This is a genomic window from Bacillus cereus group sp. BfR-BA-01309 (assembly GCF_022664315.1).
GTDB lineage: Bacteria > Bacillota > Bacilli > Bacillales > Bacillaceae_G > Bacillus_A > Bacillus_A mobilis.
In genome coordinates this window covers 1-26,147 of record NZ_JAKUHE010000005.1, presented here as the reverse complement: position 1 = coordinate 26,147, position 26,147 = coordinate 1, and the positions used below count along the sequence as shown (strand labels likewise).

Here is a 26,147-nt window from a genome sequence, read left to right as displayed (position 1 = left end):
TGTGGCCCCCTTTTTTCTTGCTTTAAAACACTAAATTGTTATACATGAATGAAATGTTTGTTAGACAGGTAGGGGATTAAAATGCAAACAGATCTATTAAATATATTTTTTGAGGAATCAGAAGAACATTTACAATCGCTAAATGAAAATGTGCTAACTTTAGAACAAAATCCTACTGATATGGATGTTGTGGGAGAAATATTCCGCTCAGCCCATACATTTAAAGGTATGTCAGCGAGTATGGAATTTACGGAAATGGCGGATTTAACGCATAAGATGGAAAACGTTTTAGATGAAATTCGTCATGGGAATATAGTTGTAAATGCAGAGATTATTGATGTGATTTTTGAGTGCATTGATAATTTGGAGAAGATGGTTGCAGATGTGCAACAAGGCGGAATGGGCAATATTGATGTAATTACAACTAAGCAGAAATTAGAAGCATTATTGAATGGCAATGTAGAAACTCCTGCGGAATATATTGAGCAAGAACCTATAAATAATGATGCAGTTTCACATGAAGTGCATATAACTGTTGAGCAACAAGCTATTTTAAAAGCAGTACGTGCAATTATGTGTATTGAAGCACTGCAAAATGTAGGTAATGTACAAAAAACAGTTCCAAGTATTGAGGAAATTGAAGCAGATGCTTTCGGGTTTGAGTTCACAGTATTTATGGATACTGATCAAAGTGAAGAAGAATTAAAACAAGTAGTGCTTCATGTTTCTGAAATTGAGAAAGTAGAAGTGAAGCAAGGACATACATTAAAAGAAGTAGTCTCGAAAGAATTGGGTACACAAGAAGCTATGCAGGAAGATTTACAAGCGGCTACGCATGTGGAATCAACTAAAGAAGTATCGAAGCAATCTGCTAATGCTACACCTGCTAAAAGCGCTGCAAAAACGAAAAATGGTAAAGTGGAAAATCGTTCCATACGTGTTCAATTAGAAAAAATTGAAAGATTAATGAACATGTTTGAAGAAAGTGTAATTGAGCGTGGCCGTATAGATGAATTGGCACAAGCAATTCAAAACAAGGAATTAATTGAGCATTTAAATCGATTAGGCGATATTTCAAAAGATATTCAAAATGTACTACTAAACATGCGTATGGTACCAATTGAAACGGTATTCAATCGTTTCCCGCGTATGGTACGTATGTTAGCGAAAGATTTAGGGAAGAAAATCGATTTACAAATTACAGGTGAAGACACCGAAGTTGATAAAATTGTTATTGATGAAATCGGTGACCCACTCGTTCATTTAATTCGTAATGCAATTGATCACGGTGTTGAAACAGTTGAACAACGTCGTGATGCAGGTAAAAATGAGACAGGTACGATTAAATTAGAAGCGTTTCATAGTGGAAATCATGTCGTTATTCAAATTACGGATGATGGAAATGGTATTCATAAAGGGAAAGTATTAGAAAAAGCGATTAAAAATGGTGTTGTAACAGAATCTGAGGCAAATAAATTAACGGACCGTGAAGTATTTGATTTAATCTTCCAACCAGGATTTAGTACAGCTGAAGTTGTATCAGACCTTTCTGGGCGTGGCGTTGGATTAGATGTTGTGAAACATACGATTCATAGTTTAGGTGGACATTTAATTATTGATTCTGAAGAAGGAAAAGGTAGTACATTTAGAATTGAACTGCCATTAACGTTGTCCATTATTCAATCTATGCTTGTTCAAACGAATGATAAACGTTATGCTTTCCCTCTTGGTAATATTGTTGAAGCAATTCGGATTAAGAGAGAAGACATCCAATCCTTACAAGGAAAAGATGTGTTAAATTACCGTAATCAAATTATTGAAGTGAAGCATTTAAGTACTGTATTTGGTGAGAAAACAGTAGATGAGGCGTTTGCGTCATATGATGGTCAAATGGTTCCTGTGTTAATTGTTCGTAATACACATCGCAGCTATGGACTTATTGTAAACACAATTATCGGTCAAAGAGAAATAGTCCTAAAGTCATTAGGTGACTTCTTTGCAGAGAGTTCTAACTATTTCTCTGGTGCGACGATTCTCGGTGATGGACGAGTGGTCCTCATTTTAAACCCAGAAGGTTTATAATAGGAATGAAGGAAAGCTCCCCACTTGTATACAATTGGGGAGCTTTTTGGTTAATCGTTACTAATCTAAAAATGGGAATAAATACATATTAACGTTTTATATAATAAGTTTGTTAAAATAAAATGAGAGTTTATATCATTTGATAGAAAAACAGAAATGAGGAGGCAGAGAAAATGCCTGAGCAACACACAAAAGGGGATACGAGCACAATTGTGCTAGAAAAAGAAAATGAGCATTTAACGCCTCAAGAATGCGATATTCTTGGCGAAATTGCAAATATATCATTTGGTTCAGCTTCGACTGTATTATCAACAATCTTAAATAGGCAAGTAAGCATTACTGCTCCTCGTATAGAATTGGTAGATTTATATGATTCAAGCGACGTCGAAGTTCCACACGTTGTATTAAACATTCATTTTACAAAAGGATTAGATATGGAAAACCTTCTTGTCCTTAAGCAAGATGTTGCATTATCCATTGCTGATTTAATGATGATGGGAACAGGTGAAGTGGAAGACGGAAAAGAACTTGGTGAATTAGAGCTAAGTGCTGTACAAGAAGCGATGAATCAAATGATGGGGTTCGCAGCTACATCTATGTCTGAATTCTTCCAAGATACAGTAGATATGTCTCCGCCGACAATTAAAGTTGTAAAGTTATCAGAAGAAATGGAGAAAATCTCTGAAATCGATGGGAATCATACGATTGTTAAAGTATCGTTTGATTTAAAGATAGATAATCTTGTAAGCTCTAAACTTGTGCAAATTGTTTCAGTTGAACATGCGAAACGAATGGTAAATAAATTAATGCAATTATCTGGTGACGTAGAAGAGCAAGACGAGCCAGCAGAAGTAGTGGAAACTGAGATTGTAGAAGAAGTTGAAAAAGAGCATTTAACACAAGAAGAGAAGGATGTCCTTGGTGAAATTGCAAATATTTCAATTGGTTCCGCTTCAACAGTATTGTCAACACTTTTAAATCAGCCAGTTACAATTAGTACGCCGAATGTAGAATCAATCAATGTTCGTCATTATGACGGAGTACCAGTCCCATTTGTTATTTTAAATGTTGATTTTGTTGAAGGACTAAAGAATGAGAATGTATTCGTATTTACGAAAGATGTCGCTTTAACAATGGTAGATTTAATGATGATGGGAACAGGAGAAGTTGATCCAGAGAAAGAACTTAGTGAATTAGAATTGAGCGGTATTAAAGAGATCATGAACCAAATGATGGGGCATGCTGCGACGGCGATGTCAGAAATGTTTCAAGAAAAAATGGACATGACACCACCAAATGTTAAATTCGTAACGTTAAAAGAAGAAATGGAATATTTGGGAGAGTCAATGAAAGTGGACGAACTCGTCCAAATTACGTTCAACCTTGAAATTGGCGACCTGCTTCAATCGAAAATGTATCAAATTTTACCGATTTCAGAAGCGAAAGAAATGGTTAAAAGACTTCTATATCCAATGATGGAAGAGGAAGAAGAGATTGTTACGGAAGAAATTGAAGAAGAAAAAATTGTAGAACCTGTTGTGCAACCTATTGAATTTAAAGAAGTAAAACAAATGGAACCAGTATACATGGACACATCCATCTTACAAAATGTAGAAATGAATGTAAAATTTGTATTTGGAAGCACAGTGAAAACAATTCAAGATATTTTAAGTTTACAAGAGAATGAAGCGGTTGTACTAGATGAGGATATTGACGAGCCAATTCGTATTTATGTAAATGATGTATTGGTGGCGTATGGTGAACTTGTAAATGTAGATGGATTTTTCGGAGTAAAAGTGACGAAATCACTATAAGGCGTTGAAATAGTAGATGAAAAGCGTAAAGGTCTTTCTAATTTGCTGGCTATGCATACATGTATGCTTGCTCTTCCCGCTGCAAAGTCAGGCGGAAGAGCAAAATGTGCCAGAACAAAAATTAAATGAAATGAATGTGCAAGAAGAAAATAAAGAAGTTCAAGAGCAGCCAGAGCAAGAAGAAATGAAGCAAGATAATGAGAAACAACAAGAAGTAGCAAATGAACAAGAAATCGAAAAAAAGATAGAGACGGATCAAGGGGTTATTACAGTAAATAAGCCAGAATTAAAAGTTGGCGAAGAAGTGCGGCTTATTGTAGAACCGAAAGAGCAAAATGTTCAAAGTATAAAAGGTATTTTGCGCTTGCCAAAAAAAGGCGATCAGTATGAACAAGAAAGAATTCTATCGTTTAAGTATGAAGAGGAAACGAAGCGATGGATTGCTAACTACAAGGTCGAGACTTTTGATTTGCAAGGTGATTGGAACCTTCAGCTCATTCAAAGTTACAAAGAAAACGAGAAAGAAGAGCTTGTAGAAAATGAAGTGAAAGTCCCGCTCATTCGTATAAATAATGAAGTGCCAACTCTAGATAAAGAGTTACCGAAGTTGCATAAAGTTACGATTGATGAGACGAAGGGAAACGTAATTGAACGAAAACAAGGCGATTCTATACGTGTGCGAGTGAAGGCGACAGACGTAGAATCAGTTGTGAAAGAAGTCCGTGTGATATTAAAGGGGAAAGAAAATAAAGAGATTACCTTTTTATTAGATTACAATAGGCGTGATATGGATTGGCAAAAAGTATTTGAAATAACGGATACGTTGCCAATTGGCACATACGAACTAGTTGTAGAGATAGTGGATGCGGCCGGCAATAAACTGGTTGAGGCAAGTGAGTATATCGTTTCTGTTTTGGAGCAAAAAACAGAAGAGGATAAAAAGGTAGAAGAACGAGAGAAAGAAGAGAAATTAGAAGATAAGAAAGAAACTGAGAAGCAGGAAGACTCGAAAGTAGAAATCCCGCTTCCAGAAGAAAAACCGCCAGTTGTTCAAATTCCGAAAAAAGAAGAGAATGTAAACGGTCTTATAAAAGAACCATTGAAAGAGAAAGAAAAAATTACTTATGTTATAAAAGAGCCTTTCACAGACAACAAGGAAGTAAATAAAGCGAAGGCACAAATAGATAAAGATAATAACAATCAAGTCATTTCGAAAAAGAAAGAGAAAAAAGAAAAGCCAGATGATAAGAAAGAAGCTAAAAGTGAACAGGGAATACAAGCTTCTAATGTATTTGCCATCATGTCAGGTTTATTCGTATTGTTTTTAGTTTTAAAAAGTAATAAAGAATGGGGCTAATAATTTCATAGTAGTGGAGGCGCTTAGATGGAGATTAAACGTACGACAATTGAAAATAAGACGCTACAACCATTAAAACAGCCTGCAGCTATTTCGGAACATGAAATCCAGAAAGAACGAAAGCATAGTAATCTAGTGTTTACTGGACAGTCTAAGATTATTTCGAGAAATAATGAAATAGGGATTTTACTTGCGAGTTTAGGTGATGGAAAGGTTATGAAGGAAATGCTTTCTAAAGAGATGGATACAGTATTACAACTCTTTAAAAAGTTACATACGTTATCTGGAGAAGGGAAGCAAACAGAAAAAGTATTTGAACAAGTAATGAGAAGTTTACAAGGGCTTGTTAAACAGGCGCATATAAAAGAACTTCCTTTGTTAGATGGAACGTATGATTTCGCAGAAGTACAACTATCATTTGGTAGAAAGGTACATATTCCGTTATTAGATGTAAGTGCACTCCTTTCTAGAGTGGAAAGCGATTCGTCAGAAGGAAATATAAATTTAATGGTAACAGTTATTACTGCTTACATAACGAAATTGTCTAACGAAACTATTTTAATTAGCGTTACAGATCGCACTGCTAAAGAGCGGGATGTAAGTGTATGGAGAGCGCTTGCGGAAATGAATATGACACAATTATCACAGGCCCTGCAACAAACGATGCAAGAACATAAATGGTCTATGACATTTCTTTTTCTCTTTGTATGGATTGTTGCTATTATTTTAATTCGAGTTATATAAAAAGGTCGTCACTTTACATTGTGACGACCTCTTTTATATTTTTTCGTAGAAGAATGTATCAAATCTCTGAAGATTATAACGTTCAGGTGTTAAAATTTGTTCGGTACTACCAACAAATAGTACGCCGCCTTTTCGTAAAGCACGACTAAACTTTTCGTAAAGTTTTACCCTTGCTTCTTCAGTAAAGTATATCATTACGTTGCGACAAATGATTAAATCGTAATTTGTATCGAACGACTGCATTAACAGGTCATGTTGTTTGAACGTAACGTTTTGCTTAATGTTTTGATGTAATGAATATATATCATTCTCTTTTGTGAAATGACGCTCTTTCAAATCGATAGGTAATTCTTTTAAAGAACGTTCTGTATATTGACCACGTTTTGCAGTTTCTAAAATGTGGAAATCAAGATCTGTTGCTTGTATTTCAAAACGAAATGGAGCTAGATGCTTCGATAAAATTAAAGAGAGTGTGTATGGTTCTTCACCGGCAGCGCAAGCGGCACTCCATACTTTTAATTTTCCGTTATTTTGTTCAAGTAATTTTGGTAGTGCTTTCGTTTCTAACGTTTGCCAACGTTCTTTATTTCTGAAAAATTCTGAAACGTTAATTGTAATATAATCAATAAAACTTAAAAATAAATTTTGATCGGTACGTAAATTACTTAAAAAATTAGTGTAGTTCTCAAAACCTTTTCTCGAAATAAAAGCATCGATTCTACGACGCATTCTATCTTGTTTATATGAAGCGATATCCATATTAAATTGTTGTTTAAAACTCGCGATAAAATGATCATAATCTTGTTCAATTATCATATTTATAATAGGCACAATAACGATATTGTGCCTCCCCCTTTACATCATACGGATTTTTTGTTCAAAGTTTTTTTTCATCTGTTTTTCATGTAAACCTGGTAAATCATAAATAACAGCATCAATTCCTGCTTCTTTTGCAACGTCAACGGGAATGACAGAAGTATGCTTGTCCCCATTATAAAAACAGAGCACTAAATCGGTATCTTCGATTATTTGTTTTATAAAAAACATATAATCTGATCGGTAAATAGAGTCGGAAGGATGATCAAAAGCGACATACTCGGCTCCGTGTTTTTTTAAGTAATCAAGGACCTCTTGAAATTCATCTGTTAATGCTGGTAACGGCTGTAGCGTGTAAAGGCATAAATTTTGAGCGAGTCTTTCGTTTTCGATGAAAAAACGAAGAATCTCATTTTCGATAGATTTATAACATAATATGTAAATTTTATGTTTGTGAGCATAGTCAGTTAAAAATTTTTTTATTTCTTCTTGATCTAATGCTGTTAATTGATTTGAACCACAAAGAAAAATATTCATAGATTTGTGCCACCTCATGCTAAATTGTAACATATCTTTTATAAAAAATAACTGCAAAATATTAGTGTTCAGAGTATAATTATAAATAACTGGATTTTACGATTAAGTTTAGGAAGAAATAAAAAAATAAATAGGTGATATATATGCTGCGTTCGATCTCGCATAATCCAATTTTATCGCATATACCCCCTGCTACTCAAATGCCGAAAGAAGCAAATGTCAGGACAGGACTTGCATTTTCGGATAATTTGCATGCAGATCCGAAAAAAGATAAATTGTTAGAACAAATGGAAGCATTTGTCGATAACATTGGAGAAATTAAAGAGAAAATTGAAATGGAATTAACGCTTGATAATGTAATGGAATACAAAAATACAGTAAAATCATTTTTGAATTTTTACGTAGACAATGTATTGCAATATAAAGATGTCATGTCTCGTCATCCGCGTTACGGATATTCACAGAAAATGACGATTGTAAAACAGGCGGAAATGGGATTAAATGAGCTAGAAGATGTTATGAATTTAATTAATACGAAAACGGGACATTTAGAAATGTTAAATCAGATTGGAGAAATCCACGGTTTAATTGTAAATTTAGTCTTGTAAAAGGGAAGGAAGCTATATGTACATACAATTATATGAAAAGCTCGTTATTATTCAAAAAGCATATGAAAACATTCAAGCGCTTGGAGAACAAATATATGAGAATTTAAAACATAAAAATGTAAATGCAGTTCAAAAGTTACAAGTAGAGCAATTGCAGTACATTGATGGTTTAAAAAAGTTATCAAGGTCATTTGAAGAAATGGTTGTTCAGTTTTGTAAAGAAAAGGACGTGGAATCATTTCGCGTAAGTGCATTATTTTCGCATTTTTCTAACGAAGAAATTGAAAAAATGGAAGAATTACAAAAAAATGTAGCTGAATTAGAAGAGAATGTAAAAATGATTCTTTTGAAAAATCAATATTACTTAAACGTACTATTAAAAACTACAGAAAGTATTGTGGATTCCGTTTCTGAATATAATTTAGAGCGAAACAATAATTCACAAATCTTTATGAACGAACTATTGTAAAGGGGAAGTGAAACATAATGAGACTATCTGATTATAATACGCCGCTATCGGGTTTGTTAGCGGCACAAATGGGATTACAAACGACGAAACAAAATTTATCTAACATTCATACGCCTGGTTATGTGCGTCAAATGGTGAATTACGGATCGGCTGGAGCAAGTCAGGGCTATTCACCAGAACAAAAAATAGGTTACGGTGTACAAACGTTAGGCGTTGACCGTATTACAGATGAAGTGAAGACGAAACAGTTTAACGATCAATTATCTCAACTCTCTTACTATAACTACATGAATTCGACTTTATCACGTGTAGAATCTATGGTTGGAACGACAGGAAAGAATTCGTTATCTAGTTTAATGGATGGCTTCTTTAATGCCTTTCGTGAAGTTGCAAAAAATCCAGAACAACCAAATTACTACGATACATTAATTTCTGAAACTGGGAAGTTTACAAGTCAAGTAAATCGTCTGGCGAAAGGCTTAGATACAGCAGAAGCACAAACGAGAGAAGATATTGAAGCGCATGTCAATGAATTTAATCGTCTTGCTGCTAGTTTAGCGGAAGCGAATAAAAAAATTGGACAAGCAGGTACACAAGTGCCAAATCAACTTTTGGATGAACGTGATCGTATCATTACAGAAATGTCTAAGTATGCAAATATAGAAGTGTCTTATGAATCTATGAATCCTAATATCGCGAGTGTTAGAATGAATGGTGTTTTAACAGTAAATGGACAAGATACATATCCACTTCAATTAAATAAAGAAAAAGAACCAATGACTGCTGAAATTTACGGTTCGGAAATTCCTTTAACTAGTGGAGCAATCCAATCAGCAATCGATACGAAAGCGAAGATTGCTAGTTATAAGAAAAACCTTGAAGAACTAATGAGTTCTGTAAAGAATGAAGTAAACACAGTAATGGGGAAAGAGTTCTTCGTTGGAGATCAAGCGAAAGATATGAAATTAAACCCGGAATTTGCAAAAGATGTTTCGAAAATGAAAATATCAGCTGAAACAGCAAATAAACTAGCAGCAATTACAGATGGAAAGTATAAAGAAGGTCTTTCTTATAAACAAGCATTAGACCAATTCGTAGTTGGTGTTGCATCTGATAAAAGTGCAGTGAATGCATATCAAAAAATTCATGGGGATTTATTAGAGGGGATTCAGGAAGAAAAGATGGGTGTCGAAGGCGTTAATATGGAAGAGGAAATGGTTAATTTAATGGCCTTCCAAAAATATTTCGTTGCAAACTCTAAAGCTATTACTACGATGAATGAAGTGTTTGATAGTCTATTTTCGATTATTAGATAATGAGGGATAAAAATGAAGGTCTTTTCTTTTATGTTTGAAGAGAGGGCCAGCAGAGGATAGAAGCGGTCAGTGCCTAATAGAGGACCTATCGGTGTGAGACCAGAGATACGGTGCGGTAGAGGAATAAGTTAGGTAAGCGGAGAGCCGGAAATAATTCTGGTTTCTTCTTCAAATTAATTTGAAATAGATAAAGGAGGAGATAGAAATGAGAGTATCTACATTTCAAAATGCAAGCTGGGCAAAGAATCAGTTAATGGATTTAAATGTGCAACAACAATACCACCGAAATCAAGTAACTTCAGGGAAGAAAAACCTTCTTATGAGTGAAGATCCACTTGCGGCAAGTAAATCATTTGCGATTCAACATTCATTGGCGAATATTGAACAAATGCAAAAAGATTTAGCTGACTCTAAAAATGTATTAACACAAACTGAAAATACTTTACAAGGTGTTCTAAAATCTTTAACAAGAGTGGATCAATTAACAGTGCAGGCATTAAATGGACCAAATGGTGAAAAAGAGTTGAAGGCTATTGGTGCAGAGATTGATCAAATTTTAAAACAAGTTGTATATTTAGCGAATACGGAAGAGCAAGGTCGTTATATTTTCGGTGGTGATAGTACAGAGAAGCCACCATTTACAGAAGATGGTACGTATCAAGGTGGAGAAAATGATGTGAACTGGCGACTAAATGATGGTTATGAATTCAAAGCGTTTCGTAACAGCGAAGCGTTATTATCCCCTGTTATAAAAACGTTAAAACAGATGAGCGAAGCGATGCAAAAAGGTGACCAAAAAGCGTTACAGCCGTTATTAGGAGAAAATAAGGAGAATTTAGATGGCATCATTAATCGGACAACTGAAGTCGGTTCAACAATGAACACAATGGAGACATTTAAAACAATTTTAAGCGAACAAAACTTAGCACTTCAAGAAAACCGTAAAGAAATTGAAGATGTCGATTTAGCAATAGCAATTTCTGACTTAGCTTATATTAATGCGACGTACGAAGCAACGCTTAAAGCAGTTAGTACGATGAGTAAAACGAGCATTTTAGATTATATGTAAACAAATAAGGAGTGAAGAATTATGGCAGGAACAATATCTGATTATGGTGGCAGGCAGCAAATATGGAATTTAGGAAATAACATGATAGATACATCAAAGTTAGTAGATTTAGAGCTACAAGCATTGGAAATGAAAAAGTCTCCATATACTACACAAAAACAAACGTTAACAAATGAAAAAAATGTGTATGCAAGTATGAAAAAAGAATTTGGAAGTCTTGTACAAGTATTTAAAGATTTAAACGCATTTAAAGGTGATGAAAAGAAAACAACTTTGTCCAAAGATGGTTTTATGACAGCACAGGCGGACGCTGCTGCTATTCCTGGAACATATACGATTACAGTAGAACGAGTAGCCGAAAGACATCAAATAACTACAGCTCCACTTACTCCTCCGAAAACTCCAGAAGGCATGGAGCAAAAATTTAGTTTAGACTTAAAACTTGGAGTGGATGATGTATTCCAGATAAATGGAAAAGAAGTTAAAGTTTCGAAAGATATGACTTATAAAGATCTTGTCAATAAGATAAATAATGGAAATTATGGTGCATCAGTATATACATTAGGGGATCAACTATTTTTCACATCGACTACTGCGGGAGAAGCTGGAGAGCTGAAATTAACTGATGGTGCCAATGGTTTTTTACAAAGTATAGGATTGGTTACTTCTACTAAAAATACAAATGGAACGAATGCTATTGCGCATCAAGTGACAGGAGCAATAAATGCTGAATATACAATAAATGGAATGAAAGGAACTAGTAAAACAAATAAGATCGATGCAATTCCAGGATTAACTATTAACTTAGAAAAGGTAACTACAGAGCCAATTAAATTAACTATTGAAGATTCTGATATAAAGAATTCGATAGATTTAATAAAAAAAATGAAAGATGAGTATAATAAAGCTGTTAAAAATTTAGATTTATTTACTGGTAAAAATGGAGTGATGCAAGGGAATAACGTGTCATTTGCTATCAATAATGCAATGACAGGTATTTTTAAATTTTCCCAAGATGATAAGTATTTATTTTCTTTTGGTATTCAAATTGATAAAACAGGAAATATAACTCTTGATGAAGAAAAACTGAAAACAGCTTTTAAAGAAAATCCAGAATCCACGAAACAATTTTTCTTTGGTTTCAATGGCTTAGGTCACGATACAGAAAAAAGGTTGGATGGTATATTTGGGGATGAAGGGATCATTGGAAAACGTTCTAAAAGTATCGAAAAGCAAGTAACTGATTTAGAGAAAAAAATTCAAGATATTGATAAGGTTAATAAGGAAAAACAAACAACAATTATTGATAAATATGCAAAGTTAGAAAGTCAGTTAGCTTTACTTGATAGCCAGTTGAAGACGATTAAAGCAATGACTAAAACAAAAAGTGATGACTAATGAAAGTTGAGGAAGTGATCGTATGCAAGCATGGCAACGCTATATGCAAAATGATATTATGACGAGTAATCCAATTAAAAATACAATTTTCATTTATGAAAGGTGTATTGTAGAGTTTCGCAATTTAGAAGGTGTTTTAAATACTTTTAAATTGCAAGAAGGGGACACACTTCTTGAAAAGTTAGAACGCATTTTTGAAGAATTAAAGCTTCAATTAAATCCTGAAATTACGAAAGATTTATATGATAGTTTGTACGGTTTATACGATTGGATTAGCATTCAAATTCAAACGATGAAAGTAACACGTGAAGCAAAAGACATTGATGCGATTGTGAAAGTGTTACAAGATTTAATAGAAGGTTACCGCGGAGCACTTGAAAATGAACAATGATATTTATCGGACGTTTGTCGGCTGTTTTAATGAAATCGGTGAATTGCAAGTGTCAGATGGAGAGTTTGCTGAGAAGAGTGAAATGTTAAATCGTTGGATGATGACATTGGATGAAGAAATGCGCGCACAAGTTGCGGCAGAAGTAAGTCCATTCATTATTAAGGCGGCGCAGCATATTCGAGATAAGCAAAAGATTTTAGAAGAAATGATTATGACAAATGATGGGCGCATGAAAGCTAATTCATTTTACGGTAAATTTTAATGATAGAGTTTAGAAACGGATTCCCCTTTTAGGAGGGGATCCATTACTTTGTTTAAGTAAAGACTTCCGCTGATTGAGGTTTCATTTTATGACTGTAATGAAAAAAAGTAGTAATCTAAATAATGTGAAAATGAACTTTAGTTTGTAGATTATATATTGAAATGTTGCATAGATTATTACGTGTATACAGTTTTTTTGTATTCTTTTTTATATTTTTGTATTTTTCTAAAGACAACAATGGAAAAATGGAATAAAATATGTAAGGGTACATGATTGTTAATATTTTAATAAACACATATAAGAAAATAAATAATGAAATGAAACTTCCATCAGTGGATCATGAAATTAGAAAAGAAAGGGTGTGGAATATGCCAGATTTAGTGAGTGATGTAGGCCATTATATGAATTATTTAGTGACGAAACGAAATACTGTTTCTAGTAATATTGCAAATGCGAATACACCCGGCTATAAAGCACAAGATGTAACATTTGCTGAGCAAATGAATAAAAGTAGTGCATTATATAAGAACAATGTTGCAGACTTAAAGAGCAATCCAGATTTATATCAAACGAATGAAATGCACTTACCGACAGTAAATACGAAAAATACATATGCAAAGATTCAAACAAAATCAATGCAAACGAATAAAGATGGAAATAGTGTGGATGTAACGACAGAAATGCTAGATTTAATGAAAGCAAATCAGTTATACGGTATTTCAATTAACGCAATTAATACACAATATGCAATTAACCAAGCGGCACGCGGACGTTAAAAGTAGAAGGAGAGACAATGATGTTTCAGGCAATTAATGCAAGTGGCTCAGGACTAACGACAGCGAGAAAGTGGATGGAAGTTACTTCTAACAATATTGTAAATGCAAATACAACGGCTGCTCCGGGGGCAAATTTATATGAGCGTCGTAGTGTAGTGCTAGAATCAAACAATAGTTTTGCAAATATGTTAGAGGGGTCTCCTACTAATGGGGTAAAAATAAAAAGTATTGAAGCAGATAAAACTGAAAACTTAGTGTATGACCCAACACATCCACATGCAAATGAAGAAGGATATGTACGTTATCCGAATGTTGATGTGACTGCTGAAATGACGAATGTAATGGTTGCCCAAAAAATGTACGAAGCGAATACAAGTGTATTAAATGCGAATAAAAAAATGCTGGATAAAGATTTAGAAATCGGTCGAGGATAAGGGGGAGTATAGTAATATGAAAATCCAACCAATGCTAAATACGCAACCATTTGGAGCAATTCAGTCAATTGGTGCACCGAAAACTACTCAAACATCTGTAGTTGAGGGGAAAAAGTTTATTGATTTATTGGAAGATATGAATCAAACGCAAAACAATGCGCAAACAGCAGTATATGATTTACTAACTAAAGGGGTGGGAGAAACACATGACGTTTTAATTCAGCAGAAGAAGGCTGAGTCTCAAATGAAAACGGCTGCTCTCGTACGTGATAATCTTATTGAAAATTATAAGTCACTAATTAATATGCAAATTTAGGAAAGTGGACGGGTGTGTTTAAATGGAAAAGATGAAAAATGTTATCCAATCGTTAAAAACGTGGCATAAATTAGTAATCGGTGCTGCGCTTTTAGCGATTGTAACAGGAGCACTTTTATACTTCACCTTGCCAGATAAATATGTTGTTGTATATCAAAATTTAAATGATACAGATAAGCAAGAGATTACAGCAGAATTATCAAAGTTAGGTGTCGATTATCAATTAGCGGCCGATGGATCGATTCGTGTGCAAAAAAATGATGCTCCATGGGTTCGAAAAGAAATGAATGGAATGGGCTTACCGTTTAATTCTAAAAGCGGTGAGGAAATTTTATTAGAAAGCTCGCTCGGTTCAAGTGAGCAAGATAAAAAAATGAAGCAAATTGTCGGTACGAAAAAGCAATTGGAGCAAGATATCGTAAGGAACTTTGCGACAGTTGAAACGGCAAATGTTCAAATTACATTACCTGAAAAAGAGACAATTTTTGATGAAGAAAAAGCAAAAGGAACAGCTGCGATTACGGTTGGAGTGAAGCGTGGCCAATTATTAACGGCAGATCAAGTTGCAGGTATACAGCAAATGATTAGTGCAGCAGTTCCAGGTGTAAAAGCAGAAGAAGTAAGTGTGATTGATAGCAAAAAAGGTATTATCTCAAAAGGAGCAGATGAAGCGCATTCTACTAGTTCCTCTTCTTATGAAAAAGAGGTAGAGATGCAACAACAAATTGAAGGTAAATTAAAGCAAGATATTGATGCAACGTTAATGACGATGTTTAAACCGAATGAATATAAAGTGAATACGAAAGTGTCTGTAAACTATGATGAAGTTACACGCCAGTCAGAAAAATATGGTGATAAAGGTGTACTTCGTAGTAAACAAGAGCAAGAAGAAAGCTCTACTGCACAAGAAGGAGCAGAGACGAAACAAGGCGCTGGTATTACAGCGAACGGTGAAGTACCAAACTACGGTACGAACAATAATCAAAATGGTAAAATCGTCTATGATAATAAAAATGGTAACAAAATTGAAAACTATGAAATAGATAAAACAGTTGAAACAATTAAGAAACACCCAGAATTAACGAAAACAAATGTTGTAGTATGGGTAGACAATGATACGTTAGTAAAACGAAAAATAGATATGACTACTTTCAAAGAAGCAATCGGCACAGCTGCTGGGCTTCAAGCTGATCCGAATGGAAACTTTACAAACGGTCAAGTTAACGTTGTAACTGTTCAGTTTGATCAGCCGAAAGAAGAGAAGAAGAAAGAACCAGAAGAAAGCGGTATAAACTGGTGGTTATTCGGTGGAATTCCAGCTGGTTTATTAGCAATTGGTGGTCTAGTATGGTTCTTCTTAGCAAGACGTAAGAGAAAGAAAGAAGAAGAGGAATATGAAGAATACTTAGCAGAAGAGGAAAGTGCTGCAAGTAATGAAAGTATTATGGAAATTCCCGAAGAAAAAATAGTACCAGAGCCAAAACCAGAACCAGAAGAACCGAAAGAACCGACGTTAGATGAACAAGTGCAGGATGCTACGAAAGAACATGTAGAAGGTACTGCAAAAGTAATTAAAAAATGGTTAAATGGACAGTAAGGGAGGAACAACGATGTTAGATGAAATCTCCTCCAAAGAAAAAGCTGCCATCCTTATTCGTACATTAGAAGAAGGGGTGGCAGCAAAAGTCATTGAATATATGACGGCTGAGGAAAAAGAAGTATTACTTCGTGAAATCGCGAAATTTCGTGTATATAAACCGGAAACGTTAGAAAATGTACTAGGAGAGTTCTTGTATGAATTAAATGTAAAAGAATTAAACCTAGTGACTCCGGATAAAGAATATATTCGTCGCATATTTAAAAATATGCCAGAAGACGAACTAGAAAAATTATTAGAAGATCTTTGGTATAACAAAGATAATCCGTTTGAATTCTTAAATTCACTTGCGGATTTAGAACCGCTTCTTACGGTACTTAATGATGAATCGCCACAAACGATTGCGATTATCGCTTCTTATATTAAACCGCAGCTCGCTTCTCAATTAATTGAGAGATTACCAGATCATAAGCGAGTAGAAACGGTAATGGGTATTGCGAAGCTAGAGCAAGTTGATGGTGAATTAATAAATCAAATTGGTGATTTATTAAAATCAAAATTAAATAATATGGCATTTAATGCAATTAATAAAACGGATGGCTTGAAAACAATAGTAAACATTTTAAATAATGTTTCACGAGGTGTTGAAAAAACAGTCTTTCAAAAGCTGGATGAAATGGATTATGAGTTATCTGAGAAAATTAAAGAAAACATGTTTGTATTTGAAGACTTACTCGGACTTGAAGCTCTTGCACTTCGTCGTGTATTAGAAGAAATTACAGATAACGGTGTTATTGCGAAAGCACTTAAAATTGCAAAAGAAGAAATTAAAGAGAAATTATTTACATGTATGTCTTCAAACCGTAAAGAGATGATTCTAGAAGAATTAGATGGCTTAGGACCGCTTAAGATGACGGATGCTGAAAAGGCACAGCAAACGATTACAGGTACAGTGAAAAAGCTAGAGAAGGAAGGAAGAATTATCGTTCAAAGAGGTGAAGATGATGTCCTTATTTAAAAACAGAATTCCGAAGAATTCTGTTTCTTTTTCTGAAGAAACGTATGAATTACAATTCCCAAAGCCAGCCGCAGTTCATATAGAAGAGGAAGAATTACAAGTTGATCATGCAGAACTTCGTGCGCAACAAGAATCGTTACATATGGAGATGAATCAGCTAAGGCAAGAACAGCAAACGCTAGAAAGAGAGCGTCAACAGCTATTGCAAGATAAAGAACAATTTCAAATGCATATTCATGAACAAATGGAACAGATGGAAGTAGCACGTATGCAGTTTCAAAAAGAACAACAAGAAACAGCATATGAATGGACAGAGTTATTATGGAATCAATCTTTTCATTTAGCAGAAAAAATCGTGAATCAAGCAGTAGATTCACGATTGCTTGATGTGTTACCTATTTTAACTGGCATCGTTCAAACGTTGCCTACTTCGTTTGAAAAATTAATCATTACCGTACACCCAGAAACATTTGAACGTATTCAAGAAGAGAAGGAAAATACGAAAGAGTATTGGTTACTACAATTAGTAGAATGGAAATATGATTTCTCCTTACAGTTCGGTGAATTTGTTCTAGAAGAAGAGAAAGAGTTCTTTGAATTTAAATTTGCACCTATATTTGCGAAACTTCGCCAGAAATGGAAAGAAGAGAAGGTATTTGAGGAGCAAAATGTATGAATCGACTATTAATGAATGAAAACCAAAAATGGAATACATTTATTGAAACGCCGTTTTATACGAAAGTCGGTAAAGTTCATAGTGTACAAGAACAGTTTTTTGTAGCGAAAGGGCCAAAGGCGAAAATCGGTGATGTTTGTCTCGTTGGAGAACATAGCGTCTTATGTGAAGTAATTGCAATCGAAAAAGAGAACAACATGTTACTTCCGTTTGAACAAACAGAAAAAGTATGTTACGGAGATTCAGTTACACTAATTGCAGAAGATGTTGTCGTACCACGTGGTAATTATTTACTCGGAAAAGTGTTAAGTGCAAATGGCGAAGTACTAAATGAGGATGCAGAGAATATTCCATTACAAAAAATAAAACTAGATGCCCCGCCTATTCATGCATTTGAACGTGAAGAAATTACCGATGTATTTGAAACGGGAATCAAATCAATTGATTCTATGCTAACAATTGGCATCGGTCAAAAAATTGGTATTTTTGCTGGTTCTGGTGTTGGTAAATCTACTTTACTCGGAATGATTGCGAAAAACGCAAAAGCTGACATTAATGTTATTAGTTTAGTAGGAGAACGTGGCCGAGAAGTAAAAGACTTTATTCGAAAAGAATTAGGTGAAGAAGGAATGCGAAAAAGCGTCGTTGTTGTAGCGACGTCAGATGAAAGTCACCTAATGCAACTTCGTGCAGCGAAGCTTGCAACGTCTATTGCTGAATACTTCCGTGATCAAGGCAATAACGTACTACTTATGATGGATTCTGTTACTCGTTTTGCGGATGCTCGCAGAAGCGTTGATATTGCCGTTAAAGAGTTGCCAATTGGTGGTAAGACACTCTTAATGGAAAGTTATATGAAGAAGCTGTTAGAGCGCTCTGGGAAAACACAAAAGGGATCCATAACAGGTATATATACCGTACTCGTCGATGGAGACGATTTAAACGGCCCTGTACCAGATTTAGCGCGTGGTATTTTAGATGGACATATTGTATTAAAACGTGAGCTTGCAACACTTAGTCATTACCCTGCTATTTCAGTGCTAGACTCAGTGAGTAGGATTATGGAAGAAATCGTTTCGCCAACTCATTGGCAACTTGCAAATGAAATGAGGAAAATCTTATCTGTTTATAAAGAAAATGAATTGTATTTTAAATTAGGGACGATTCAAGAAAATGCAGAAAATGCTTATATTTTTGAATGTAAAAACAAAGTAGAAGGTATAAATACGTTTTTAAAACAAGGTCGATCTGATAGTTTCCAATTTGATGATATTGTTGAAGCGATGCACCATACAGTATAAGACCTCTGCCCAAGAGGTCTTATTTTTTTGTTTTTTAATATTTCACAGATTTTTTTGGGAAAAAACTATATAATAGAAAAAGAGAACGTTATAATAGGAAGGGGTTATGAAAACAGGTGGATAAACAGCAGTACGACACGATAAAATTGCAAATAAATCAAGAAAAAGAACAGATTTTGAAAGAAGTGTATGAATTAACAGCTGAAAAAAGAAAAATAGAACAAAAAAAAGAATATGATTTATATGTTGTAAAATCGCGTAGTAAAGTCGTACAAACTGGGCAGCGTATAATGGCTGGCATGCTTTCGTCACATACGTTTTCACCTGAAAGAATAGAAGAATGGAATCGGAAAATTAAAAAAACGGAAGATTTTATTCAAAAAAATGAAAGCCTTTTAGAACAGGCAAAAGAAAAAGAACGTGTCATTGATGAGATGTATCAAGAAGGTTGTAGGAAGCTTGCTAAAGTACGAGAAAAGCAGGAAGAAAAAATGCTTCTTGATTTGAAAATGTGTATGAATGGATGAGGTGAATATAGTGATACAGTCTGTATTACCGGTGCAACAAAGTTTACCTCCGCAAAAAGAAAAAGGGCTAGAAGTACAATCAAAAAGTGAAGATTCTTCATTCGATCGTACGATGAGAATGGAAAATAAAAAGCAGCCGAAAACGGAGAAAATGAAACGAGAAGAAGCACCAAAAGAAGAAAAAAAAGAATACATTCTTTCTAAACAATCAGTAACGAAAGAAGAGCCAATTGTAAAGAAAAAAGAAAAAAAAGAAACAGAACAGTTGTTATTAGCTGTATCTGAGCAAATGGTTGCAATTGAGCAATTACGTGTGCAACCGGAATTGTTATATCAATACATACAAAAAATACAAGAGCTATATAAAGAATATGGGAATATAAAACTTAACGAATTACCCGCCAATGAATTACAACAGTTACAAGAGCTCCTTTCAAATATGAATATTAAAAATGCTATATGTTTAGAAGATACAATGCAAATGGTATTAGATAAAGTGACGATGCCAGAGCAAACGATGCAAGTATTGAAAGTTGTAGAAACAGAAACTTGTAATATCGCAAAAAAACAAGAAGATTCCAAAGACTTAGATGTAGATCTTCCAAAAGCTGAGGGCGATGATGTAAAGATAGAGTTGCCGGAAGGTGATGTGTTAAACGATTCGAGTTCAACGGGTGCGGAGTTACTAAATAAAGCAACGGGTACGGATCAAATAGGAAAATCAAATAATGGCGCTGAGAAAGTTACGTTACCTGACTTAGGAAAGAAAATGGAAGCACAAGTAGAAGCGTTGCAAAAATTTGTAGTGAAACAAGAGCGTGTTTTATTTCAGTTAAATCCAGAAAAACTTGGCACATTAACGGTGTTTATGAAAAAACATGGAGATCAAATTGATGTTCACGTAGAAATGGAAAAACATGATGCGAAAAAACGTGTTGAAATCATTTTTGATGAATTGAGACTGAAGTTAAAAGAAAAAGAAATCAATATTCAAATTAGCTATTCAGATAAAGATGAAAATCGAAAAGAACAGCGAGAACAAGAGCAAAGACAAAAACAAAAATTAGCAAGTACGAAACATGAAAAACAACATGCAAAAGAATTTGCGGGATTATTGGAGGAATAAAGTGTGCCAACAGTTGGATTAAATACAACGAGTACAAATCATATTCCGTTACAAGCAGGAGCACAAACAAAAAACGCATCTGTTACTGGTGCACAGTCGACAGCTCAACAAGCAAACGGAGTATCAGCAAGTACTCAAAAAACACCCGGTATTATGGATAAAGATGATTTCCTGAAACTTTTCTTAGCAAGCTTTCAACATCAAGACCCGTTTAATGCGATGGATATGAACCAAATGATGAACCAAACAGCACAGCTATCGCTTATGGAGCAAGTACAGAATATGACGAAAGCAGTAGATAAACTGCAATCAACGATGTATTCGACTGCTCTTGATGGAGGGATGAAGTTTTTAGGAAAGTACGTTAGAGGTGTAAGCAATAATGGAAAGCAAGTGACTGGTCAAGTGGAAACAGTTCGACTTGCTGAAAATAACGATGTGCAACTTATTGTTGATAATCAAGTTGTCTCACTTCGTTTCATAGAGAGGGTTTCTGATAAACCGATAACAGAAACTAATCCGGAAGATGAGAAGAAAGATGATATAGAAAAAAATGAAGAGGTTAAGCAAGATTAATAAAAGGAGTGTACAAAGGTTATGATTAAAGCGTTATATACAAGTATTACAGGGATGAATGCAGCACAAAATGCATTAAGTGTTACTTCAAATAATATTGCAAATGCACAAACAGTTGGATATAAAAAGCAAAAGGCTATTTTTGATGATTTACTATATAATAATACGGTTGGTTCACGTGGTGATGGTGCCTATGCTGGTACGAATCCAAAGAGTATTGGTAACGGTGTAAAGTTCAGTGGGACATCTACTGATTTTAGTGATGGCTCTATTACTTTAACTAGTGATAAGATGGAGACAGCGATAGAAGGAAACGGTTTGTTTTTAGTTGGTGATCGTAACGGTGGAAATGTAGAGTATACGAGAAAAGGGTCTTTTGGTGTATCGAAAGATAGCTATGTTACAAATACAGGTGGACAGTATGTACTAGGTTATGGTGTAAAAACAGGAACACAAGAAGTAGATTTTTCTTCACGACCAAGCCCAATTCATATTCCAATGGGATCAGCTGTTGGTGGGATTCAAACAGATAAAGCGACAATAGGCGGAAACCTTCCTAGAAACCAAAATGCATTATCACACGAATTCACAGTTTTTGATGCGGAAGGGAACTCGTTAACGTTACGTGTAAATATTAAACAAAAGACTACAAAAGAGACTGTAGATGGTAAAGAAGTTGAAAAGCCAGTGCCAGGTGAATATACATATACAGTTTCTGTAAGGAATGATTCTAAAAACGAAAAAGAATTTAAGCCTGTTGAAGGCATGACGGGCGAAAAAAATCTTAAATTTGATACATTAGGAAATTTAAAGGAGACAGATGAGGCTGTACAAAAAGATCCAGTAACTGGTGAAATTACTAAAGGTGGATCTGTTCAAATTCCTTTTGGTGGTGGTCTAACACTTGATTTAAGCGGATTAACAAATTATCCGACAGGGAAAACTATTTCTACAACAGAAGTAACGGGGCGTCCAGCTGCAATTGCAAATGACTATTCTATTTCTGATGGTGGTTTCGTTATGATGAAATATTCAGATGGTAGTATGAAAGTTGTAGGACAACTAGCTGTAGCTACATTCCCGAATTCAGGTGGATTAATGAAAACAGGGAATGGAAATTACGTTGCGACACCATCAGCGGGTATTCCAGGGGTAGGTGTTGCTGGTGAGAATGGTGCAGGGAATGTACGAGGGTCAGCAAAAGAAAGTTCAAACGTAGATTTATCTGTAGAATTTGTTGATTTAATGCTTTATCAACGTGGATTCCAAGGAAATGCGAAAGTAATTAAAGTTTCAGATGAAGTATTAAATGAAGTTGTGAACTTAATTCGATAATATATCATAAAGTAAAATTGTAATGTAGTAGAAAGGGTTTTTTATTCGTATGACGACAAGACAAGAGCGAATTTTACAATTGCCTTTTTTTGGAAATAAACGTGAACTTGCCGAGCAAGTGTTAAACATGGAACGAGAAGAGCATATATATTTACCTGATCAATTTGAAATTAAGCAAGTACCTGCATATTCATTTGGTGAAAAGCAATCAATTATTGGCCGTATTCATGAGTTTTATTTCGTAAGTGTTGGTAGCGAAGGAGAATGGAAGTATCAACTGTTTAAGGACGAGATGAAGTGCCGTGAGTTTTTTATTACACTATCAGGGATAACGGATCAGCAGATTGCATTTTGGTTCAATAACATCGAGTTATTGAAAAGCTCTTAAAAAGCTTTTAAAAGCCCTTTTTTAGGTTTTGAGAGAGGACCTGGCGGTGTGTGGTGGCGGTTAGTGCTTATGTGGGTGCTCGACCGTTGTTTAAGACCAGAGATATGAAGATTTACTAGGCTAGTTTAAGATTTAAGCGAAGTGTAGTATGAATAATACCTGTGGTCTTAGCGTGTTAGATGGACTAATAAGTTTATTTGTGACGATAGATTTCTATAAAAGGAGAGGTGAGGAGGATGGCGCAGAATAAGTATCGCGTTACATTCATTTCGCCAAGTGAGGTTGAGCAGCGGACTGTTATGGCGGCGAGTAGTTTGCCGGATTTAATTCGTAAAGTAGAGAGTATTATTGCAGATCCGAACGGTTACTTTGTAAATGATAAAAAAAATAATTGCTATTTTAAAGTGATTAAAGAAAATGTTACGTTTATTCAATATGAGTTACTATTTTCTGATAAAGAAATTCATATTGAAAAATTAAAACATATAGCACCATCTATATTGAAACAATTATTTAAAAAAATAAATGATCCAGAATTATATGCGCTTGCGCTACTTGATGTTGATATAGCGACGAAAGAATATGTGCTAGAAGAAATGGATTCGGAGCTAAGAATACGAGTCGAAACGGAGCTTTCAAAAAAGTGGGAAGCAATGCCGACAGAAATTGTAGGAGCACAAGAAGTGTTATTAGAGGCACTTGCTTCATTTATACAAGATTAAGCGGCTTTTTAAATAAAGTGAAACTTTAATTAGTGGGGGGGCATCCCCCACTAATTATGAGGTGAACCAATCGGGCATTTACGGGAATGTGATCTCCTACCTAACTTCTTTTCTCTAGCTGATTTTTGAGATGGGAGTTTTACTGCCTGCAAATAGCGGGATAAATGAATCGTTCAACTATCTATATTTTTCATGTAGGTAGTTGACTTTTTCGGTTTGATAAAGCTTAATAATTAGATATACGGAATTAATGGAAGGGGAGCGACACTTTTATGTCACAAGCACAAAGTATTTTATTAGAAAGCGGAACAAATGAATTAGAGATTGTCACATATACTGTTGGTGAAAATCTGTTTAGTATTAATGTAATGAAAGTACGTGAAATCATTAATCCATTCCCTGTTACAACTGTGCCAGAATCTCATCATGCAGTTGAAGGTGTTGTCCAAGTACGTGGTGAAATTTTACCTGTTATTAACTTAGCGACAGCTCTTAATTTAAAATCGACAAAGCCACTTGATCAAACGAAATTTATTATTTCAGAATTAAATCAAATGAAAGTAATTTTCCGCGTTGATGAAGTGCATCGTATTCAACGTATTTCGTGGGAACAAATTGATGAACCAGCTTCATTGTCTATGGGACTAGAAGAAACGACATCTGGTATTGTAAAACTAGATGGAAAAATCATCTTACTATTAGATTACGAGAAAATTGTATGTGAAATTAGCGGTACTGGCTATGACAATAAATCACTTGCAGGTTTAGAGCAAAAAACAGATCGAGCTGAAAAGGTTATTTATATTGCAGAAGATTCAGCAATGCTTCGCCAAATATTAGAAGAAACATTATCATCAGCTGGATATACGAAAATGAATTTCTTCAGCAATGGTGCAGAAGCATTAGCACAAATTGAAAAACTAGCGAAAGAGCAAGGGGAAAAAATGTTTGAACATATTCACCTGCTAATTACGGATATTGAAATGCCGAAAATGGATGGACATCATTTAACGAAAGTAGTTAAGGATAGTGAAGTAATGAATCGTTTACCGGTCATTATTTTCTCTTCATTAATTACGAATGAGTTATTCCATAAAGGTGAGGCTGTTGGTGCGAATGCCCAAGTGAGTAAGCCAGATATTCAAGAGTTAATTGGTCTTGTCGATAAGTTAGTTTTATAAAAAAAGATATGTAATTACTTAGGATTCCTATTAATGTAAGGTAGTCAATTCATATATATGATTGATTACCTTATTTGTTTGGTTTATATATTTTAAATTAAGTATAACTGCTTTTAAATATATATTTTTATGATGAAAAAGTACTTAATAATAAAAAATCTACTAGCATATTTTTTAAAAAAGTAAGATAATATAATCTGTTAATATTAAAATATCTAATTATTGTTCTATTAAAACAGGAGGAATTATAATGAAAAAAAATAAAAATTCTAAAATTTTAACGGGTATTTGTGTGAGTTCAGCTTTGATGTTTTCTGCTACAGCCCCATCTATCACAGCTTTAGCGGCAGGTAATCCATCGATAGCTCCAGCGACTTCAGCCATTAAGGTTGAAAATAAAAAAACGGGTGATACAGATACGATTTCAGTTGGTAATTTAGAAGCTGGAGATATTGTAAAAATATATAATGCGATTAAAGAAGAGAAGGCATTGGCTACAACAACAGTTGGAGAGAATGGTAAAGAAGGAACAATTGCGAAAACAGATTTATTAACAGCAACAGGTGGCACAGTATATGTAACAGTTACTAAGGCAGGAAAAGAAGAAAGCACACGTGTAGCGGTAAAGTATGCAGCTGAGCCAGTAACAAAAGCGCCAGTGGCAGGGGCAATCACAGTAGTGAATAATAAAGCAGGCGTGAAAGATGTAGTGGCAGTGACAGGAGTTAAGACAGGCGACGTAGTTAAAGTATACGACGCAGCCAAAGAAGGAAAAGAACTAGGAAAAGCAACAGTGGCAGAAAATGCGGAAGAAGCAAAAATAGAAATTGATCAAATCGCAAAAGACGCAAAAACAAAAGGAAATGTATACGTAAGTGTACAAAGCAAAGGTGAGTTAGAAAGTACGCGTACAGTGAAAGCATATGATGCAGAAATCACAGTAACGCCAGCGGCGTCAGTAATTAAAACAGCGAACAACGCAACAGGAGAAGAAGACACAATTACAGTAAGCAAGTTAGAAGCTGGTGATGTAGTCAAGGTATATGACGCAGCCAAAGAAGGAAAAGAACTAGGAAAAGCAACAGTGAAAGAGAAGGAAGCAGAAGCCGTAATTACGAAAAAAGATTTATTCGTGGCAACAGGTGGAACAGTGTACGTAACAGTGACAAAAACGAATAAAGAAGAAAGTGCTCGTGTGGCAGTGAAATATGCATCTGAAACAGTAACAAAAGCGCCAGTGGCAGGGGCAATCACAGTAGTGAATAATAAAGCAGGCGTGAAAGATGTAGTGGCAGTGACAGGAGTTAAGAC

27 protein-coding genes and 1 pseudogene are annotated in these 26,147 nt (G+C 34.8%); 26 read left to right on the top strand and 2 right to left on the bottom strand.

Translation table 11 applies throughout. From position 1 onward, the window contains the following. The first annotated feature begins 81 nt into the window (after positions 1–81). The 4 genes from MR115_RS11100 to MR115_RS11085 all read left to right on the top strand — a co-directional run bounded on the left by MR115_RS11100 (position 82) and on the right by MR115_RS11085 (position 5,997). Positions 82–2,082: a chemotaxis protein CheA gene (locus tag MR115_RS11100; RefSeq protein ID WP_242241260.1), complete on the top strand. Its 2,001-nt coding sequence runs from the start codon at positions 82–84 to the stop codon at positions 2,080–2,082. 173 nt (positions 2,083–2,255) lie between these two features. Further along, positions 2,256–3,896: a flagellar motor switch protein gene (locus tag MR115_RS11095; RefSeq protein ID WP_097817779.1), complete on the top strand. Its 1,641-nt coding sequence runs from the start codon at positions 2,256–2,258 to the stop codon at positions 3,894–3,896. Between the two features lie 16 nt (positions 3,897–3,912). Next, complete coding sequence (locus MR115_RS11090; protein WP_242241258.1) at positions 3,913–5,253, top strand: transglycosylase; 1,341 nt, start codon at positions 3,913–3,915, stop codon at positions 5,251–5,253. A 27-nt stretch (positions 5,254–5,280) separates the two neighbouring features. Then, positions 5,281–5,997, top strand: coding sequence for a hypothetical protein (locus MR115_RS11085; RefSeq protein ID WP_242241256.1), 717 nt, complete (start codon positions 5,281–5,283; stop codon positions 5,995–5,997). Between the two features lie 33 nt (positions 5,998–6,030). On the opposite strand, the gene cheR is transcribed toward MR115_RS11085, so the two are convergent. Next, positions 6,031–6,813 carry a CheR family methyltransferase gene (gene cheR / locus MR115_RS11080; RefSeq protein ID WP_242241254.1) on the bottom strand — a complete coding sequence of 261 codons (783 nt, stop codon included), beginning with the start codon at positions 6,811–6,813 and terminating at the stop codon, positions 6,031–6,033. 39 nt (positions 6,814–6,852) lie between these two features. Next, on the bottom strand, positions 6,853–7,350 hold the full coding sequence (locus MR115_RS11075) for a flagellar motor switch protein FliG (protein WP_242241252.1): 498 nt from the start codon (positions 7,348–7,350) through the stop codon (positions 6,853–6,855). Positions 7,351–7,493: 143 nt separating this feature from the next. Here MR115_RS11075 and MR115_RS11070 point away from each other — a divergent pair, with 143 nt between their 5' ends. From MR115_RS11070 to MR115_RS10965, 22 genes and pseudogenes are all read left to right on the top strand, one after another. Further along, positions 7,494–7,958 (top strand): YaaR family protein, encoded by a 465-nt coding sequence (locus tag MR115_RS11070; protein ID WP_000946323.1) that lies wholly within the window; start codon positions 7,494–7,496, stop codon positions 7,956–7,958. Between the two features lie 16 nt (positions 7,959–7,974). Further along, positions 7,975–8,427, top strand: a complete 453-nt coding sequence (locus tag MR115_RS11065; protein ID WP_242241250.1) for a hypothetical protein — start codon at positions 7,975–7,977, stop codon at positions 8,425–8,427. Between the two features lie 17 nt (positions 8,428–8,444). Then, positions 8,445–9,743 (top strand): flagellar hook-associated protein FlgK, encoded by a 1,299-nt coding sequence (gene flgK, locus MR115_RS11060; RefSeq protein WP_242241248.1) that lies wholly within the window; start codon positions 8,445–8,447, stop codon positions 9,741–9,743. 205 nt (positions 9,744–9,948) lie between these two features. Beyond that, on the top strand, positions 9,949–10,812 hold the full coding sequence (locus MR115_RS11055; RefSeq protein ID WP_242241247.1) for a flagellar hook-associated protein 3: 864 nt from the start codon (positions 9,949–9,951) through the stop codon (positions 10,810–10,812). Between the two features lie 21 nt (positions 10,813–10,833). Next, positions 10,834–12,210 (top strand): flagellar hook-associated protein 2, encoded by a 1,377-nt coding sequence (locus tag MR115_RS11050; RefSeq protein ID WP_242241245.1) that lies wholly within the window; start codon positions 10,834–10,836, stop codon positions 12,208–12,210. A gap of 22 nt (positions 12,211–12,232) precedes the next feature. Continuing rightward, a complete protein-coding gene (locus MR115_RS11045) occupies positions 12,233–12,601 on the top strand; it encodes a flagellar export chaperone FliS (protein WP_242241243.1) in 369 nt (122 codons plus the stop codon). Then, positions 12,591–12,863, top strand: a complete 273-nt coding sequence (locus tag MR115_RS11040; RefSeq protein WP_120340500.1) for a flagellar biosynthesis protein FlgG — start codon at positions 12,591–12,593, stop codon at positions 12,861–12,863. Before MR115_RS11045 ends, MR115_RS11040 begins: the two co-directional genes overlap by 11 nt. Positions 12,864–13,180: 317 nt before the next feature. After that, entirely contained in the window at positions 13,181–13,639 is a 459-nt protein-coding gene (flgB, locus tag MR115_RS11035) for a flagellar basal body rod protein FlgB (protein WP_142305789.1), read from the top strand. Between the two features lie 20 nt (positions 13,640–13,659). After that, the gene (gene flgC / locus MR115_RS11030) at positions 13,660–14,073 is read left to right on the top strand and encodes a flagellar basal body rod protein FlgC (protein WP_064449886.1); all 414 of its coding nucleotides are present in this window, start codon (positions 13,660–13,662) and stop codon (positions 14,071–14,073) included. A 16-nt stretch (positions 14,074–14,089) separates the two neighbouring features. Then, positions 14,090–14,389, top strand: a complete 300-nt coding sequence (gene fliE, locus MR115_RS11025; RefSeq protein ID WP_242241241.1) for a flagellar hook-basal body complex protein FliE — start codon at positions 14,090–14,092, stop codon at positions 14,387–14,389. Between the two features lie 22 nt (positions 14,390–14,411). After that, complete coding sequence (locus tag MR115_RS11020; RefSeq protein WP_242241239.1) at positions 14,412–15,986, top strand: flagellar M-ring protein FliF; 1,575 nt, start codon at positions 14,412–14,414, stop codon at positions 15,984–15,986. Positions 15,987–15,999: 13 nt separating this feature from the next. Further along, complete coding sequence (locus tag MR115_RS11015) at positions 16,000–17,004, top strand: flagellar motor switch protein FliG (protein ID WP_048561266.1); 1,005 nt, start codon at positions 16,000–16,002, stop codon at positions 17,002–17,004. Continuing rightward, positions 16,991–17,680 carry a FliH/SctL family protein gene (locus MR115_RS11010; protein WP_242241237.1) on the top strand — a complete coding sequence of 230 codons (690 nt, stop codon included), beginning with the start codon at positions 16,991–16,993 and terminating at the stop codon, positions 17,678–17,680. Before MR115_RS11015 ends, MR115_RS11010 begins: the two co-directional genes overlap by 14 nt. Beyond that, on the top strand, positions 17,677–18,981 hold the full coding sequence (fliI, locus tag MR115_RS11005; RefSeq protein ID WP_097918046.1) for a flagellar protein export ATPase FliI: 1,305 nt from the start codon (positions 17,677–17,679) through the stop codon (positions 18,979–18,981). Before MR115_RS11010 ends, fliI begins: the two co-directional genes overlap by 4 nt. Positions 18,982–19,097: 116 nt before the next feature. Continuing rightward, positions 19,098–19,508: a cytoplasmic protein gene (locus MR115_RS11000; RefSeq protein WP_242241236.1), complete on the top strand. Its 411-nt coding sequence runs from the start codon at positions 19,098–19,100 to the stop codon at positions 19,506–19,508. Positions 19,509–19,518: 10 nt separating this feature from the next. Then, positions 19,519–20,634 (top strand): flagellar hook-length control protein FliK, encoded by a 1,116-nt coding sequence (locus tag MR115_RS10995; protein ID WP_242241234.1) that lies wholly within the window; start codon positions 19,519–19,521, stop codon positions 20,632–20,634. A gap of 3 nt (positions 20,635–20,637) precedes the next feature. Beyond that, positions 20,638–21,210: a flagellar hook assembly protein FlgD gene (locus tag MR115_RS10990; RefSeq protein ID WP_001143483.1), complete on the top strand. Its 573-nt coding sequence runs from the start codon at positions 20,638–20,640 to the stop codon at positions 21,208–21,210. A 21-nt stretch (positions 21,211–21,231) separates the two neighbouring features. Further along, the gene (gene flgE, locus MR115_RS10985) at positions 21,232–22,545 is read left to right on the top strand and encodes a flagellar hook protein FlgE (protein ID WP_098585632.1); all 1,314 of its coding nucleotides are present in this window, start codon (positions 21,232–21,234) and stop codon (positions 22,543–22,545) included. 49 nt (positions 22,546–22,594) lie between these two features. Next, a complete protein-coding gene (locus tag MR115_RS10980; RefSeq protein ID WP_242241231.1) occupies positions 22,595–22,933 on the top strand; it encodes a DUF3964 family protein in 339 nt (112 codons plus the stop codon). A 236-nt stretch (positions 22,934–23,169) separates the two neighbouring features. Beyond that, on the top strand, positions 23,170–23,655 hold the full coding sequence (locus MR115_RS10975) for a hypothetical protein (RefSeq protein WP_000068322.1): 486 nt from the start codon (positions 23,170–23,172) through the stop codon (positions 23,653–23,655). A 272-nt stretch (positions 23,656–23,927) separates the two neighbouring features. Further along, positions 23,928–24,836, top strand: a complete 909-nt coding sequence (locus MR115_RS10970) for a chemotaxis protein (protein ID WP_064459934.1) — start codon at positions 23,928–23,930, stop codon at positions 24,834–24,836. 250 nt (positions 24,837–25,086) lie between these two features. Then, positions 25,087–26,147, top strand: a pseudogene (locus tag MR115_RS10965) (hypothetical protein); the annotation flags it as partial.

Bases quoted from the DNA above. Each gene is read 5' to 3' on its own strand.
- MR115_RS11100 (WP_242241260.1), top strand. From the start codon at position 82: ATGCAAACAGATCTATTAAATATATTTTTTGAGGAATCAGAAGAACAT.
- MR115_RS11095 (WP_097817779.1), top strand. From the start codon at position 2,256: ATGCCTGAGCAACACACAAAAGGGGATACGAGCACAATTGTGCTAGAA.
- MR115_RS11090 (WP_242241258.1), top strand. From the start codon at position 3,913: ATGAAAAGCGTAAAGGTCTTTCTAATTTGCTGGCTATGCATACATGTA.
- MR115_RS11085 (WP_242241256.1), top strand. From the start codon at position 5,281: ATGGAGATTAAACGTACGACAATTGAAAATAAGACGCTACAACCATTA.
- cheR (WP_242241254.1), bottom strand. From the start codon at position 6,813: ATGATAATTGAACAAGATTATGATCATTTTATCGCGAGTTTTAAACAA.
- MR115_RS11075 (WP_242241252.1), bottom strand. From the start codon at position 7,350: ATGAATATTTTTCTTTGTGGTTCAAATCAATTAACAGCATTAGATCAA.
- MR115_RS11070 (WP_000946323.1), top strand. From the start codon at position 7,494: ATGCTGCGTTCGATCTCGCATAATCCAATTTTATCGCATATACCCCCT.
- MR115_RS11065 (WP_242241250.1), top strand. From the start codon at position 7,975: ATGTACATACAATTATATGAAAAGCTCGTTATTATTCAAAAAGCATAT.
- flgK (WP_242241248.1), top strand. From the start codon at position 8,445: ATGAGACTATCTGATTATAATACGCCGCTATCGGGTTTGTTAGCGGCA.
- MR115_RS11055 (WP_242241247.1), top strand. From the start codon at position 9,949: ATGAGAGTATCTACATTTCAAAATGCAAGCTGGGCAAAGAATCAGTTA.
- MR115_RS11050 (WP_242241245.1), top strand. From the start codon at position 10,834: ATGGCAGGAACAATATCTGATTATGGTGGCAGGCAGCAAATATGGAAT.
- MR115_RS11045 (WP_242241243.1), top strand. From the start codon at position 12,233: ATGCAAGCATGGCAACGCTATATGCAAAATGATATTATGACGAGTAAT.
- MR115_RS11040 (WP_120340500.1), top strand. From the start codon at position 12,591: ATGAACAATGATATTTATCGGACGTTTGTCGGCTGTTTTAATGAAATC.
- flgB (WP_142305789.1), top strand. From the start codon at position 13,181: ATGAAACTTCCATCAGTGGATCATGAAATTAGAAAAGAAAGGGTGTGG.
- flgC (WP_064449886.1), top strand. From the start codon at position 13,660: ATGTTTCAGGCAATTAATGCAAGTGGCTCAGGACTAACGACAGCGAGA.
- fliE (WP_242241241.1), top strand. From the start codon at position 14,090: ATGAAAATCCAACCAATGCTAAATACGCAACCATTTGGAGCAATTCAG.
- MR115_RS11020 (WP_242241239.1), top strand. From the start codon at position 14,412: ATGGAAAAGATGAAAAATGTTATCCAATCGTTAAAAACGTGGCATAAA.
- MR115_RS11015 (WP_048561266.1), top strand. From the start codon at position 16,000: ATGTTAGATGAAATCTCCTCCAAAGAAAAAGCTGCCATCCTTATTCGT.
- MR115_RS11010 (WP_242241237.1), top strand. From the start codon at position 16,991: ATGTCCTTATTTAAAAACAGAATTCCGAAGAATTCTGTTTCTTTTTCT.
- fliI (WP_097918046.1), top strand. From the start codon at position 17,677: ATGAATCGACTATTAATGAATGAAAACCAAAAATGGAATACATTTATT.
- flgE (WP_098585632.1), top strand. From the start codon at position 21,232: ATGATTAAAGCGTTATATACAAGTATTACAGGGATGAATGCAGCACAA.
- MR115_RS10980 (WP_242241231.1), top strand. From the start codon at position 22,595: ATGACGACAAGACAAGAGCGAATTTTACAATTGCCTTTTTTTGGAAAT.
- MR115_RS10975 (WP_000068322.1), top strand. From the start codon at position 23,170: ATGGCGCAGAATAAGTATCGCGTTACATTCATTTCGCCAAGTGAGGTT.
- MR115_RS10970 (WP_064459934.1), top strand. From the start codon at position 23,928: ATGTCACAAGCACAAAGTATTTTATTAGAAAGCGGAACAAATGAATTA.